At 59.6% G+C, this 13,803-nt stretch carries 13 protein-coding genes; 7 read left to right on the top strand and 6 right to left on the bottom strand.

Annotation, left to right across the window (positions count from 1 at the left end):
• Positions 1-58 precede the first annotated feature (58 nt).
• The 3 genes from tmaR to ACJ8HB_RS06395 all read right to left on the bottom strand — a co-directional run bounded on the left by tmaR (position 59) and on the right by ACJ8HB_RS06395 (position 2,466).
• A complete protein-coding gene (gene tmaR, locus ACJ8HB_RS06405) occupies positions 59-376 on the bottom strand; it encodes a PTS system regulator TmaR (protein WP_004935612.1) in 318 nt (105 codons plus the stop codon).
• 160 nt (positions 377-536) lie between these two features.
• Positions 537-1,604 carry an FUSC family protein gene (locus ACJ8HB_RS06400; protein ID WP_047571282.1) on the bottom strand — a complete coding sequence of 356 codons (1,068 nt, stop codon included), beginning with the start codon at positions 1,602-1,604 and terminating at the stop codon, positions 537-539.
• A 94-nt stretch (positions 1,605-1,698) separates the two neighbouring features.
• Entirely contained in the window at positions 1,699-2,466 is a 768-nt protein-coding gene (locus ACJ8HB_RS06395) for an N-acetylmuramoyl-L-alanine amidase (RefSeq protein WP_033647986.1), read from the bottom strand.
• Between the two features lie 176 nt (positions 2,467-2,642).
• On the opposite strand from ACJ8HB_RS06395, the gene ACJ8HB_RS06390 reads away from it, so the two are divergent.
• Positions 2,643-3,389, top strand: a complete 747-nt coding sequence (locus ACJ8HB_RS06390; protein ID WP_004935623.1) for a S24 family peptidase — start codon at positions 2,643-2,645, stop codon at positions 3,387-3,389.
• Between the two features lie 34 nt (positions 3,390-3,423).
• Here the strand turns inward: ACJ8HB_RS06390 and ACJ8HB_RS06385 are convergent, their stop codons facing one another.
• The gene (locus tag ACJ8HB_RS06385) at positions 3,424-4,533 is read right to left on the bottom strand and encodes an SDR family oxidoreductase (protein ID WP_047571760.1); all 1,110 of its coding nucleotides are present in this window, start codon (positions 4,531-4,533) and stop codon (positions 3,424-3,426) included.
• 519 nt (positions 4,534-5,052) lie between these two features.
• On the opposite strand from ACJ8HB_RS06385, the gene ACJ8HB_RS06380 reads away from it, so the two are divergent.
• Positions 5,053-5,241 (top strand): DNA polymerase III subunit theta, encoded by a 189-nt coding sequence (locus ACJ8HB_RS06380; RefSeq protein ID WP_033635247.1) that lies wholly within the window; start codon positions 5,053-5,055, stop codon positions 5,239-5,241.
• 90 nt (positions 5,242-5,331) lie between these two features.
• Positions 5,332-6,759, top strand: a complete 1,428-nt coding sequence (gene sbcB, locus ACJ8HB_RS06375) for an exodeoxyribonuclease I (RefSeq protein ID WP_033635248.1) — start codon at positions 5,332-5,334, stop codon at positions 6,757-6,759.
• Positions 6,760-6,829: 70 nt separating this feature from the next.
• Here sbcB and ACJ8HB_RS06370 read toward each other — a convergent pair whose 3' ends face one another.
• On the bottom strand, positions 6,830-8,197 hold the full coding sequence (locus tag ACJ8HB_RS06370; RefSeq protein ID WP_033647989.1) for an APC family permease: 1,368 nt from the start codon (positions 8,195-8,197) through the stop codon (positions 6,830-6,832).
• 534 nt (positions 8,198-8,731) lie between these two features.
• A complete protein-coding gene (locus ACJ8HB_RS06365) occupies positions 8,732-10,150 on the bottom strand; it encodes a glutamine synthetase family protein (RefSeq protein WP_047571280.1) in 1,419 nt (472 codons plus the stop codon).
• Between ACJ8HB_RS06365 and ACJ8HB_RS06360 the strand changes: the two genes are divergently transcribed.
• The 4 genes from ACJ8HB_RS06360 (at position 10,064) to ACJ8HB_RS06345 (ending at position 13,764) form a co-directional block, all read left to right on the top strand.
• Positions 10,064-10,348 (top strand): hypothetical protein, encoded by a 285-nt coding sequence (locus tag ACJ8HB_RS06360; protein ID WP_164146184.1) that lies wholly within the window; start codon positions 10,064-10,066, stop codon positions 10,346-10,348. The two genes, ACJ8HB_RS06365 and ACJ8HB_RS06360, sit on opposite strands and share 87 nt — an antisense overlap.
• A 197-nt stretch (positions 10,349-10,545) precedes the next feature.
• Positions 10,546-11,103: an HTH-type transcriptional regulator PuuR gene (puuR, locus tag ACJ8HB_RS06355; protein ID WP_016927000.1), complete on the top strand. Its 558-nt coding sequence runs from the start codon at positions 10,546-10,548 to the stop codon at positions 11,101-11,103.
• A 157-nt stretch (positions 11,104-11,260) separates the two neighbouring features.
• Positions 11,261-12,772 (top strand): sugar ABC transporter ATP-binding protein, encoded by a 1,512-nt coding sequence (locus ACJ8HB_RS06350; RefSeq protein WP_094859984.1) that lies wholly within the window; start codon positions 11,261-11,263, stop codon positions 12,770-12,772.
• Entirely contained in the window at positions 12,769-13,764 is a 996-nt protein-coding gene (locus tag ACJ8HB_RS06345; RefSeq protein ID WP_060427528.1) for an ABC transporter permease, read from the top strand. The genes ACJ8HB_RS06350 and ACJ8HB_RS06345 overlap by 4 nt, the downstream gene beginning before the upstream one ends.
• The last annotated feature ends 39 nt before the right edge of the window (positions 13,765-13,803 follow it).

Raw genomic sequence — 13,803 nt, 5'->3', positions numbered from 1 at the left:
GAAAATCAGGCGGGATAAGGATGCGGGCCAGGCAGGACGCCCGGCCCGCTAAAGCGGGTTACTTCACTTCGCCCATCGCTTTCAGCTTTTTGGACAGCTCGCGGCGTTCTTTGGACAGATCGGCATTTTTGATGATGTAGTCATCAACGCGATCTTCGTAGTCGCTGCGCATGTTGGCGATGATGCCCTGAATGTCTTCAATGCTCATGCCGGGCTTGATGTACTCACTCAGGTTGTCGAGCAGCAGCACGCGCTTCTGGTTATCACGAATTTTCTTTTCGTTGTCGACGATCTCGCGTTGCAGTTTGTTTTTGCGGCGGAACATACGCACAAACTCCAGCACGTCCTGGAAACTCGGCTTATTTGCATTATCCATCTTTATACCCTTGCTTTAGTAATACACAGATTCATTTGCTTACGGCCACATGGCACCAAGATACAGGTTTGTGGCGGTCCGGCACAACAGTGATTGCCTTATCTTACCCACTTTGCCCCGGCGGCCAAAACCCAAAGCGCCGCCTTCATGATCTGACCCCTTATTCGCGCCCGGCGGCGGTGCAGACCAGGAGCAGATCCCCCAGCTCTTCCAACTGCTGCGCAAGCTCCATGCTGAGCCAGACATAGCCGTAAATCGGCGCTTCGCCGTGCTGGCCGAGGCTCACCTCCTGCATCAGCGTTTTCAGCTCGCCGGCAATCTCCGCCAGCTGCCCCGCCGCCGCCTGCCGCTGTTCCTGCGGCCCTTCGCGCATCAGCACCGCCAGCGATTCCAGCGAGCTCAGCGTCAGCAGCTGGGTGCTGCGCAGCGTGCGGGCGTTCAACATGATGAAGTGCGTTTCACGCGAGGCCCAGTAGGCGTCGGCCATCAGCTCCAGCGTGCACACCAGATTGCGGCTGAGGGTTTGCACCGCCTCGAACACCGCTTTGGGGATGCGGGTTTCCTTACTGGCGGGCACGATCAGGCTGCGCAGCTTCACCACCTGATTCAACAGATCCTTGAGCTGCGGCTCCAGCCGCGGCCGCTCGATAACGTTCGGCGAAAAATACGCGCCGTAGATGCGGGCGGCGGTTTGCAGGCAGTCCGCCATTTGCATGCGCCACAGAATATAGGCGCGCTGTGGGTAGATGCTGGTGAACAGCAGCGCCAGCAGCGAGCCGAAGATCACGTCGCCGCTGCGCCACAGCGCGGTGTGCATGTCGCCGGCGCCCGCGCCGCACACCACCGCCAGCGTGATCCCCACCAGCAGCGCCATATACGGCCGCTTGCCGAGCGTCAGGTAACCGCAGACGAACATCACCACGCCGCACCAGGCCAGCATCAGCGGCAGCGAATAGAGTTCCAGATACAGAGCAATCAGGCCGGAAGCGGCGCCGAACACCGTGCCGGCAATGCGTTGCAGCGCCCGCTGCAGCACGTTGCCCCAAAATGAGATCGGCCCCATCACCACCACCAGGGTGATCAGCGGCCAGGTGCCTTCAGGCACCGCCAGCAAGCGGATCAGCAGAAAGGTCAGGATAAACGCCAACCCAATGCGCACGCCGTGAACGATGCGATAGTGCCGATAGGTCAGCAATTCAAGGGAAGAGATTTTTCGATCGAGGCGCACGATGCCTCCGATAAAGACCAGCCAGGCCGCTATTTTAGCGGAGGAAGCCCGGCAAGGAAAAGGCGAATGAGGCGTCCCCCATTCGCGGTCAGGCTCAGGCGGCGTACTTGTCGACCAACGCGCGCAGAGCGGCGGCGGTTTCGACATCCATCACGCCGTCATACTTCTGCTGGCGGAAGTGCAGCTGGAACGCGCGCACCAGCTGACGATAGCCTTCTGCGGTGTTCGCCGCCGAGGTATCGTAGCCGTATTGGGCGAACAGTTTCAGCAGCTCGGCCTGCGCCGGCAGCCCCTGGCGGCAGTATTCCTGCTGGCGCTGCTGCTTGGTCGCTTCGTCATACCAGGCGCCGACGCCGGCCTGATACAGCTGCTGCCACGGGAACTGCGGGCCCGGATCGCTCTTGCGGCCCGGCGCGATGTCGGAGTGCGCCACCACGTTCACCGGCGAGATGTCCGGATAACGCTGCAGGATGTTCTGCGCCAGCTGGGTGACCGCCTCGATCTGCTGCGGATTGAACGGCGGGAAGGTGATGTTTCCACCGTCGCCGCTCGCAAGGTTGACAATCTCGATGCCAATCGAGGTGTCGTTGATATTGCTGCGGGTGCCCCACTGGCTGGCGCCGGCATGCCAGGCTCGCTCGTTCTCATCCACCAGGTTGAAAATGCGCACGCCGCTGAAGCCGGCGGCCTGATAGGTGGCTTCGGTCGGATCCGGCACCAGATAGTGTGCGCTGACCGATTTTCCGGTCAACGACTTCACCGAGTCGGCGAAGTTTTGCGCCGTGTAGTGCAGCACCAGAAAACGCACGCGGTGGCCGAAGCTGGCGACCGATCGGTAGCTATTGTAATCAATCTTGTACATCGTAAAGTCCCTCTCTCGCTTGATTTCACTGAGCGGCCCCTCATCATGACAGGCCGCCCCGCACAGGTGAACCTTTGGCTCACCCTTTTTGTTTTAGCTAATTGCTAAATTATGCGCAAGCGTTTTTTAGCAAAACCGTTATTTACCTTTTTGCTAAAGAGTGCGATCATGGCACGATGGAAACTAAAGAAATCAGGCGCAACAATCTGCGCGAATTGATGGCCCGCTACGCCCGGCAAGGCGTCAACCAGAATGAATTCGCCACGCTGGTTGAGTCTTCCGCGCCGACGCTGAGCCAAATCATCGGGGAAAAATCCTCCCGCAATCTTGGCGACAATCTGGCCAGGCGGATCGAGGCCAGGCTGAATTTGCCCAAGGGCTGGTTCGACGTGTTTCACGAAAAGCAGCTGGTACGCCCGTTTGACAACGTGGCAGCGGAGTCGGACTTCCAGCCCGCCCGTTTGAAACCGGTGGTATGGGAAGATACCGAACAAGACAAGGAAGAGTTTGTGGAGATCCCGCTGCTGGATATCGATTTTTCCGCCGGCGACGGCTGCTACGAAATCGTCGATCGCGAGGAGTTTTCGCTGATCTTCCGCCGTTACTATCTGCACAAGATGGGGGTGGCGGTCAACGCCGCGCGCATTATCCGCATCTCCGGCTCCAGCATGGAACCGCGTCTGCAGGACGGCGACGTGGTCGGCATCAACACCGACGATACGCGCATCCGCGAAGGCAAGACCTACGCCATCCGCCACGGCAATTTGCTGCGGGTGAAGGTGCTGATCGAGCAGCCGGACGGCGGCGTCGTCATCCGCTCCCTCAACCGGGAAGAGTACCAGGACGAGCATCTCAGCTATCAGCAGCGCAAGGAGCAACTGGTGGTGCTCGGCCGCGTCTTCTGGTCCTCTTCGTCCTGGTAGCGGAGCAACCTCGGGCGCACGGTGCGCCCGGCGGTTATTTGAAGTCCACCACCATCTGCTGCTGGATAGACAGCCCGCGGGTCGACTGCACGCAGCCGGCGATATAGTCGGTAAAGCGCGGCGGCTTCGGCATGCCCAGCTTGAGGATCTTTTCGTTGCTGAAACGCACGTTGAGCATGGCGAACGATCCGTACAGGCGCATCGCCTTGAGCATCAGCCGCTCGTTGCACGGGCCGAAAATGTCTTTCAGCTGGCGGCGCATTTTCACCAGCGCGTCATAGGTCACCTGCGCATACTCATCGCCCACCGGCGCCTTTTCCAGCGCCGCCGCCATGGCGCGGTCGATTTCGGCAAAGCTGACGCTGCTCTCCTCACCGGCGGAGATGTGATAAACGTCGTTCTCCAGCGTTTCGCTGTTCATCAGCATCACCAGCGCATCCGCGCAGTAGTCCGCCGGGATCACGTCGATATTGTCCTGCAGCGAGCACATGAATTTGCGCAGCATCAGCGCCATGCCGAACACCCAGAAAATGCTGCTGGAAGGCTGGCAGCCCAGGCGGGTGTGGCCCACCACGATCGACGGACGAGCGATGGTCAGCGGCAGTTGCGGGCAGCGCTGGCGCATCAGCTGTTCGATGGTGGATTTGGAACGGGTGTATTCCACCAGATGCTCGGCGTCTTCCTCAAACTCGCCGCTCTCCGCCACCAGCGAACCCGGCTCCGGCGAACAGGACATGGCGGTACCAACGTGCAGGAAACGTTTTAATCCCGGCACCTGCGCCATTCTTTCGGCAAAGACCAGAGTGCCTTCTACGTTTACCTTCCAAATGAGCGGGTTATTACCAAATGAAGCAACGGCCGCGCAGTTAATAACGTGCGTGACTTTGTTAATACGTGCGTCAGTTAAAAAGTCGGCCGGCTCGGAAAGGTCGCCCAACAATATATTTTCTATCGTAATTTTAGACAGCAGGTTCGCGTCGATATTAAACTTTTCCATATTCGCGCGAATACGGGCCAGCCCTTGTTGCGCATCGTCGGCGCGCACCAGTAAAAGATAATTAACAGACTGATTTTCAATCAATAATTTCTCGAGAACCGCACCACCCAAAAAGCCGGTAGCGCCGGTCAACAGTAGCGTTTTCATAATTTTCATCCACATTGGTATTGAATGTGGGAGATTGTATCTGCGGGTATTTAAACAAATATTAAATAGAATTACGGCGCTAGAAATCACTTCTCTTAATATTATCTTAAGGAATCTTTTGATACATCCAACGTGGATTTAGTAACAAAAGAATCTCATCTATTTTATGATTAATCTCTGCCGTTTAAATACCATTGATGTAGCACCTGATTTAATTTAGCGGTCAATGTTATTTCTCTTATCGTCCGTGGAGGACTTATGACCTATAACCAAAAAATCTGGTTGGGGGTTTTGCTGCTGTGCGCCCTGTTTTGGGGGGCGGTGATAAGCGGCGCCTGTTCGCTGTATAACCGGGCGGATCGCTTCCAGGCTCACCACCCGGAGAGCGAGCTCGCCGCTCGCCACAGCCAGCCCCCTTGCACGCAACCCAGCTCACAGGCATCAAGCGCCCCCCGGAATGGGTAGGGACAAGACCCGCTAACGATCCTATTATGCCCTAAGGTTAACAGGGAGATAACGATGGCTCGAAAGCTGGATAGCTTACCGCAGGCACAACGCGAAAAAATAGAAACCGATTTGCTGGCCATCAGCGTGATCTACAATGAGCGCTACGGCATCGCCTCGACCCAGGCGGAAACGGAACGACAGATCCCCGACCACCTGCTCCCCTACTTTCATCAACGGCTGGATTACTATCGCCGTGCGTAATTGCGCGCATTTCGCTAACCGTCACTTGGCATCGCTCCCTACGCCGTTACAATAGGAGCATATTGTATCCGCCACTGAAGAGACGCGATTTTGAGCAGCAAGGCAACGGCCACATTTTATATTCACGATTACGAAACCTTCGGCAAAAGCCCGTCGCTGGACCGCCCGGCGCAGTTTGCCGGCGTGCGCACCGATATGGATTTCAACATTATCGAAGAGCCGCTGGTCATCTACTGCGCCCCGGCCGACGACTACCTGCCGGAACCCGAGGCGGTGATGATCACCGGTATCACGCCGCAGGTGGCGCGCGCCAAAGGCGTTAACGAAGCCGAATTCACCCGCCAAATCCACCAGGCCTTCAGCGTGGCCGGCACCTGCATTCTCGGTTACAACAACATCCGTTTCGATGACGAAGTGAGCCGCAATATCTTCTATCGCAACTTCTACGATCCCTATGCCTACAGCTGGCAAAACGGCAACTCGCGCTGGGATCTGCTGGATGTGATGCGCGCCTGCTACGCCCTGCGCCCGGACGGCATCGTCTGGCCGGAAAACGAAGACGGCTTCCCCAGCTTCCGCCTGGAGCATCTCACGCGCGCCAACGGCGTCGAGCACACGCAGGCTCACGACGCAATGTCGGACGTTTACGCCACCATCGCCATGGCCAAGCTGGTCAAGCAGGCGCAGCCGCGGCTGTTCGATTTCCTGTTGCAGCACCGCAACAAGCACAAGCTGAACGCCCTGATCGACGTCGCCGAAATGACGCCGCTGGTGCACGTCTCCGGCATGTTTGGCGCGGCGCGCGGCAACACCAGCTGGGTGTCGCCGTTGGCCTGGCACCCGGACAACAAAAACGCGGTGATCATGTGCGATCTCGCCGGCGACATGACGCCGCTGTTGACGCTGAGCGCCGAGCAGCTGCGTGAACGGCTGTACACCCGCCGCGACGACCTGGCGCCGGATCAGGCGCCGGTGCCGATCAAGCTGGTGCACATCAACAAATGCCCGGTGCTGGCGCCGGCCAAAACCCTGCTGCCGGAGAACGCCGAGCGGCTGGGCATCGATCGCCAGGCCTGCCTGCAAAACCTGCAGCTGCTGAAACAGCACCCGGAAGTGCGCGAGAAAGTGGTGGCGCTGTTCGCCGAAGCCGAGCCGTTCAAAGGCTCCGACGACGTCGACGCCCGGCTGTATGACGGCTTCTTCAGCGACGCCGACAAGGCGGCGATGAGGATTATCCAGCAGACCAAGCCGCAGAACCTGCCGGCGCTGGATCTGGCCTTCAGCGACGGCCGCATGAAAGAGCTGCTGTTCCGCTTCCGCGCGCGCAACTACCCGAATACGCTGGACGATGCCGAACAGCGCCGCTGGCTGCAGCACCGCCAGGAAGCGCTGAGCGCGGAGCGCGTGCAGAGTTACCTACTGCAGCTCGAATCGCTGTATAACCTGCACGAAGGCGACAAAGAGAAAACCGCCCTGTTGAAAGCGCTGTTCGATTACGGCAAAGAGTTGGTGGGGTAAACCCGCAGCAAGCAGAAAAGGAAAAGGCCGCGAATGCGGCCTTTTTTGTGGCTGAGGAGACGGCTCGCGCTTAGGCGGCGTCTTCGCTCGCTTGCGGCACCGGCAGACGGAAGCTGCGGGTGACGAAGGCCAGGTAGATCAGACCGATGGCCGCCCAGACCAGGCCCAGCGTCATCGAGCTGGCTTCCAGGTTGATCCACAACGCGCCGACGGTCAATGCGCCCAGCACCGGCAGGATCAGGTAGTTGAACGTGTCTTTCACGGTGCGGTTCATCTTGTCGCGAATATAGAACTGCGAGATCACCGACAGGTTGACGAAGGTGAAGGCCACCAGCGCACCGAAGTTGATCAGCGCGGTCGCGGTCACCAGGTCAAACGACACGGCGGACAGCGCGATGGCGCCAACCAGCAGCACGTTCAGCGCCGGGGTACGCCACTTCGGATGTACATAGCCGAAGAAACGAGTCGGGAACACGCCGTCGCGGCCCATCACGTACATCAGACGCGAAACGCCCGCGTGCGCCGCCATGCCTGACGCCAATACCGTCACGCAGGAGAACACCAGGATCACCGACTGGAAGAATTTGCCCGCCACGTACAGCATGATTTCAGGCTGCGACGCGTCAGGATCCTTGAAGCGCGAGATGTCCGGGAAGTACAGCTGCACGAAGTAAGACACCACGATAAAGATGATGCCGCCGATCAGCGCCGTCAGGAAGATGGCTTTCGGAATCACTTTTTCCGCGTCTTTGGTCTCTTCAGACAGCGAGCTGATGCCGTCGAAGCCCAGGAACGAGAAGCACAGGATGGTCGCGCCGGTAATCATCGGCACCACGTGAGCGTTATCGGACCAGAATGGGCGGCTGCTGACCAGCGTACCGGCGCCTTCGCCGTGGTAAACGCCGTTGATCACCAGGCCGAGGAACACGATCATGATCGCCACCTGCACCACCACGATGATGGAGTTCAGGTTAGCCACCAGCTTGATACCGCGCAGGTTGAAAATCGTCATCAAGCCGACCAGCACCGCCACGAAAATCCAGGACGGAACGCCCGGGAAGATCGCTTCCAGGTAAATCTTGGCCAGCAAAATGTTGATCATCGGCATGAACAGGTAGTCCAGCAGCGATGACCAGCCCACCATAAAGCCGACGTGCGGGCTGATGGCTTTCTGGGCGTAAGTGTAGGCGGAACCGGCAGAAGGAAACTTCTTCACCAGTTTGCCGTAGCTCAGGGCGGTAAACAGGATCGCCAGCAGAGCGAAGGCGTACGCGGTCGCGACGTGACCATCGGTCAGGCCGGATACGATGCCGAAGGTATCGAAGATGGTCATTGGCTGCAGATAAGCCAGGCCCATCATCACTACCGGAACCAAAGTCAGGGTTTTACGCAGCTGAGTGCGCTGAGCCGGAGCGGCGTTGAGGGTGTTATCGGACATTGTTCAGCCCCCCCTTACCTTGAGCCTTGCGGATGGCGGACACGCCAAGACTTAAGGTTGCGGGGAAACTTCGCAACGAGCGACTTAATTCTAAAAGAAGGGGATTGTAAGCTGGATAACGGGTCGAGGTAACCTCGGCTGCTCCATAGTCGCTGCGGCCACAGCGGAAACCGGCGGGCACCGGTGCTAAAGTGAAAAATTGCCCCATCTTTCTAATCCTCATGAGTCACGACCATAAAGTTTTGTTTGATCGTGCACGAAACTATTTATCTATCCGGATCGGTGTCCGGCCTCGCTTGGTGTATGAAACGCTACGTTGGTAAAACTTAATGCAAAAAAAATAACCGACGCGTTAAAACGTCGGCTATCTGCATTTGAGATATTTTGCACCAGAATGCCTCCGGATGACAAGATCCGGAAGCCCTCAAATACAAATTCTTTTTGTCGATCGAGCGGAAAACCGGCCCGGCAGGCGAATTAATCCACTACCGGCAGGCCGGTCGGCCGCACATACCTCTTACTTTATACGCCCATTCAGGCATTTTTCAACATCCAGTCAATCTCGGTTTCCGTCACCCGCCGCTCGAACTGCAGCAGTTCGTCGGTCTTGCAGGCGTGATAAACCTGGGTGAAACGCTCGCCCAGATAGTGGGTCAGCGCGTGCTGATGTTCAAACTCGTACAGCGCGTCGCTCTGGCGGATCGGCAGCGGCAGCCCCTCCTGCTCCAGCCCGTTGCCGGTCACCGGCTCAGGCAGCGGCAGCGCGTTGTCCAGCCCGTACAGCATGCCGGCCAGGATCGCCGCCATCACCAGATATGGATTGGCGTCGGCGCCGGCCACGCGATACTCCACCCGATGGTTCTCCGGTTCGCCGCAGGGAATGCGCAGCGCCACGGTGCGGTTGTTGTGGCCCCAGGCGGCCTGGATCGGCACATACATCCCAGGCTGGAAACGCCGGTAGGCGTTGACGTTCGGCGCCAGCAGCGCCATCGACGCCGGCATCAGGGTGATCATCCCGGCCAGCGCCTGTTTCAGCAGTGGCGAATCCTCGCCTTCGTCGTCGGCGAACAGGTTGTTGCCCGCGCCGTCCTGCATGCTGACATGCACGTGCATGCCGCTGCCGGCATGATCCTCGTAGGGCTTGGCCATAAAGGTGGCGTGCATGTCGTGGTTCTCGGCCACCAGCCGCACCAGCCGTTTCAGCGCCAGCGCGTGGTCGCAGGCCAGCAAGATATCGTCGGTATGACGCAGGTTGACCTCGAACTGCCCCGGCGACGCCTCCGCCACCGCGCCGTCCGCCGGCAGCCCCTGCAGCTTCGCCAGCGCGTCAATGTCGTTCAGCACCTCGGCGAAATGGTTCAGGTTATCGACGGAGTACACCTGGCTTTGGGTGTTGCGCTCCTGGGTGCCGGGCGCGCACGGCGGCTGCAGATCGCCCTCCGCGTCGCGCTGCCGATCGATGAGATAAAACTCCAGCTCTACCGCTGCCACCGGGAACAAGCCGCGCTGTCGCAGCGCCTGCCACACGCGGTTCAACACATTGCGGGGTTCAACGTCAAAGGGAGTGCCATCTTCATCCAGCATGGTCAGCAGCACCTGGCCGATATGCTGCGGATCGGCGGCCGACGGCGTCAGCGAGCCGGGCACCGGCAGGCAAATGCGGTCCGGCTCGCCGAGCTCTTGCCCAAGGCCGGTCTCCTCCACCACGTTGCCGAGGATGTCCATAGCGAACACCGACGCGGGGAAGTAGCTGCCTTTTTCCAGTTTTTTCAACCCAGAGACGGGTATGCGTTTGCCGCGGAAGGAACCATTGAGATCGGTGAGAAGGATATCGACATACTGCGTGGCGGGATGGCGTTCCAAATAATGAGCAACCTCATTTTGGAACGCGCTACTTCGCCTCTCTTCATGATGCTGTGCAAAATTTTCAACTGCTGCGCTATTGGTTTGCATACGTCACCCGCCATTATGCTCTTAAGGCGCGTTGGCGCCCGTCCGCCGTTCGATTCAACACATGATTGGATTTCTCGCCAGGCTGCGCCGCTGCCGGGCGCTCAAAATAACATCCACACCATGAAACATAGTCTTAACAGAATAGGTTTGCAAATGTTACAATCCTGTTTGATTATTCGCCTCCGGCTGCTAAATTGATAAAATATTGACCGAAAAGGCCTTGCCGCCATTTTTACGTCAACTATTTCGTCCAACGCACCGAGAGTGAACATGGGCAATATATTTTCCAAACCTGCCCTAACTACCGATATCATGCAGCATCGTTATCGCCCAGACAGGCGCCCGATAGCGATATTCATGTCTGCCTGTCGCCCCTACCAGAAGGAAGTACCGCTATGAGCGAAGCCAGCTTGGCACCGGGCAAACGCCTGTCGCAGATCCGTCAGCAATTGGGTTTGTCGCAGCGCCGGGTCGCCGAACTGTCCGGGTTAACCCACAGTGCGATCAGCACCATCGAACAGGACAAGGTCAGCCCGGCCATCAGCACGCTGCAAAAGCTGCTGAAGGTGTATGGCCTGTCGCTGTCTGAATTCTTTGCCGAACCGGAAGCCGTCGACGAGCCGCGCGTGGTGATCGACGCCGAGGATCTGATTGAGATCGGCAGCCAGGGGGTGTCGATGAAGCTGGTGCACAACGGCAGCCCGACGCGTAACCTGGCGATGATGCTGGAAACCTACCAGCCCGGCACCACCACCGGTGAAAAGATCAAGCACCAGGGCGAAGAGATCGGCACCCTGCTGGAGGGCGAGATCGTGCTGACCATCAACGGCCAGAGCTACTGCCTGACCGCCGGCCAGAGTTACGCCATCAACACCGGCATTCCGCACAGCTTCAGCAATACCTCGGCGCGCATCTGCCGCATCGTCAGCGCACACACCCCCACCACCTTCTGACCGCTTATCGCACCGGCGCAGCCTGACGCGGGTTGCGCCCCTACCCGCCAACGCGTTTTCCACCGCCGTTATGCCATTTTGTTGGTTGCCAACGGCGTAATCTGTGTTACAACAGAGCATAACAGCCATCTAAACATCTAAACGGCCTTAATACCCTATGTCAACCGCAACGCCTTCACGCCTCGAGATGCGCAATATCTCGATCGCCTTCGCCGGCTTCAATGCGCTGCAGGACGTGGACTTCACGCTGCAGGGCGGCTCAATCCACGCGCTGGTCGGCGCCAACGGCGCGGGCAAGTCGACGCTGATGGCGATCCTCTCCGGCGCCCACGATCATTATCGCGGCGAGATCCTGATCGACGGCCAGGCGGTGGCGATCCACTCCCCGCTGCAGGCGCGCCGCCACGGCATTCACGTGGTGCAGCAAGAGGTCGACGTCGCGCTGATCCCCACGCTGTCGGTGGCGGAAAACATCATGCTGGACTGGCTGAACGAACCGGGCCACTGGCTGAACTGGGCGGAACTGCACCGCCGCGCCGCGCAGCTGCTGCAGCAATGGGCGCTGCCGCTCAACCCACGCAGGCGGCTGTCGGACTGCACGCTGGCGGAAAAACAGCAGGTGCTGCTGGCGCGCGCGCTGTCACACCGCTGCCGTTTTCTGGTGCTCGACGAACCGACCGCCCCGCTCGATCGCGCCGAGAGCGAGCGCCTGTTTAACGTGGTTCGCCGCCTGCAATCCGAAGGCATCGGCATCGTATTTATTTCCCACCGCATCCACGAACTGAGAGACATTTGCGATCGGCTGACGGTGCTGCGCGACGGCCGTCGCGTCAGCGAAGACGCCATGCGCGGGCTGAGCGGCGAACAGATCGTCGAGAAGATGCTCGGCCATCGGCTGGACGATATTTTCCCGCCGCCGCGCCCGCCGCACGCCGAGCGAACGCTGCTGCAGGTGCAAGGCTTGCGCGATCGCCACAAGCTGCGCGACGTTTCGCTGCGGCTGCATGAAGGCGAAATTCTCGGCATCGCCGGGCTGGCGGGAGCCGGCAAAACCGAGCTGTGCAAAGCGCTGTTCGGCGCCAGCGCCGTGCAGCTTGAGCGCGGCGAACTGCGCGGGCAGCCCTGGGCGCCGCGCGCGCCGCACCTCTCGGTCGAACAAGGATTGGCGCTGGTGCCGGAGGAACGCCGCAAAGAAGGCATTTTCATCGATGAGGCGATCCCGATGAACCTGAGCGTCAGCGCCGACGACAGCTTCTCGCGCTGGAGCCTGTTCAGTCGGCGACAAGAGCTGCGCTGGGCGCGCGAGATCATGCAACGCCTGAACATTCGCGCCTCCGGCCCGCAACAGCGGCTGGCGCGCCTGTCCGGCGGCAATCAACAAAAAGTGGCGATCGGCAAATGGCTGCGCGGCGACGCCGAAGTGCTGATCTTCGATGAACCGACCAAGGGTGTGGACATCAAGGCCAAGCAGGAGCTGTTCAGCCTGATCGACGGCCTGGCGCGCGCCGGCAAGGGCGTGGTTTACGCCTCCGGCGAGTTCGCCGAACTGGTTGGCCTGTGCGATCGCATCTGCGTGCTGTGGGACGGCCGCATCGTGGCGGAGTTGAACGCCGCCGACATCGACGAAGAAACCTTATTGCTCTATTCCACCGGAGGAACCCCTGCGTGAGTAAAGAATTAGCCCTGCGGCCTGCGCTGCCCTGGCGCCAACAGCTGTTCGATTTCCTCTACAAATGGGGCATGCTGCTGACCGTGGCGGCGCTGATCGCCCTGTTCGGCCTGGCGTCGGACAACTTCCTCGATGCCAACAACATCATCAATATCCTGCGTTCGATCGCCATCGTGACGGTGATCGCCATCGGCGTTTCTATCTCGCTGTCGGTTGGCGGTTTCGATCTGTCGGTCGGCTCGACCGCCTCGCTGGCCAACGCGCTGGTGATTTCGCTGTTCGTCTGGCACGGGTTCGGCACCACAGGCGCCATCGTAGTGACGCTGCTGCTGTGCACGCTGGTCGGCCTGTTCAACGCCCTGCTGATCGTGGTGTTCAGAATTCCCGATATGCTGGCGACGCTGGCCAGCCTGTTCGTGATCCAGGGCGTGGCGATGACCTACAGCTACGGCGGATCCATCACCCAAAACATGGTGCTGCCGAATGGCGACATGGCGGAAGGCCTGATCCCGGAGGTGTTTTCCGCCCTCGGCCAGGTGCCGGTGATCGTGCTGATCATGCTGGCGGTCACCGTGGCGGTGCAGCTGTTCCTGTCGTTGACCAAGCATGGCCGCCGCATGTATGCCATCGGCGGCAACCCCGAGGCGGCGCGCCTGTCGGGCATCCACACCGTGCGTTACAGGGTTACCGCTTATGTCATTTCCTCTTGGCTGGCGGCGCTTGGCGGCATCTTGCTGGCGTCACGTATCGGCTCTTCGCAGGTCAACGCCGGCGGCGGCTATCTGATGGACGCGGTGGCGGCGGCCTATATCGGCTTCTCGCTGGCCGGGGCCGGCAAACCTAATGCGCTCGGCACTCTGATCGGCGCGGTGATCCTCGGCGTGCTGCAAAACGGGCTGGTGATGCTGTCGGTGCCCTACTACGCCATGGACATTATCAAAGGCCTGGTGCTGGCGCTGGCGCTGGCCATCACCTACATCCAAAAACGCTGATCCTCCCCGGCGCACGCCCGCTGCGCCGCTTTTCCCTTT

Origin of the sequence: Serratia sp. CY27727 (genome assembly GCF_052169275.1) — a bacterium.
Lineage (GTDB): Bacteria > Pseudomonadota > Gammaproteobacteria > Enterobacterales > Enterobacteriaceae > Serratia > Serratia sarumanii.
Note: the sequence above shows the minus strand (reverse complement) of the source record. Positions and strands in the feature narration are given on the sequence as shown.

Excerpts from the sequence above, each read along its gene's own strand:
- ACJ8HB_RS06370 (WP_033647989.1), bottom strand. The coding sequence starts at position 8,197 with ATGTCCGATAACACCCTCAACGCCGCTCCGGCTCAGCGCACTCAGCTG.
- tmaR (WP_004935612.1), bottom strand. The coding sequence starts at position 376 with ATGGATAATGCAAATAAGCCGAGTTTCCAGGACGTGCTGGAGTTTGTG.
- ACJ8HB_RS06360 (WP_164146184.1), top strand. The coding sequence starts at position 10,064 with ATGAGCAACCTCATTTTGGAACGCGCTACTTCGCCTCTCTTCATGATG.
- ACJ8HB_RS06380 (WP_033635247.1), top strand. The coding sequence starts at position 5,053 with ATGGCTCGAAAGCTGGATAGCTTACCGCAGGCACAACGCGAAAAAATA.
- ACJ8HB_RS06395 (WP_033647986.1), bottom strand. The coding sequence starts at position 2,466 with ATGTACAAGATTGATTACAATAGCTACCGATCGGTCGCCAGCTTCGGC.
- puuR (WP_016927000.1), top strand. The coding sequence starts at position 10,546 with ATGAGCGAAGCCAGCTTGGCACCGGGCAAACGCCTGTCGCAGATCCGT.
- ACJ8HB_RS06350 (WP_094859984.1), top strand. The coding sequence starts at position 11,261 with ATGTCAACCGCAACGCCTTCACGCCTCGAGATGCGCAATATCTCGATC.
- ACJ8HB_RS06385 (WP_047571760.1), bottom strand. The coding sequence starts at position 4,533 with ATGAAAACGCTACTGTTGACCGGCGCTACCGGCTTTTTGGGTGGTGCG.
- ACJ8HB_RS06365 (WP_047571280.1), bottom strand. The coding sequence starts at position 10,150 with ATGCAAACCAATAGCGCAGCAGTTGAAAATTTTGCACAGCATCATGAA.
- ACJ8HB_RS06390 (WP_004935623.1), top strand. The coding sequence starts at position 2,643 with ATGGAAACTAAAGAAATCAGGCGCAACAATCTGCGCGAATTGATGGCC.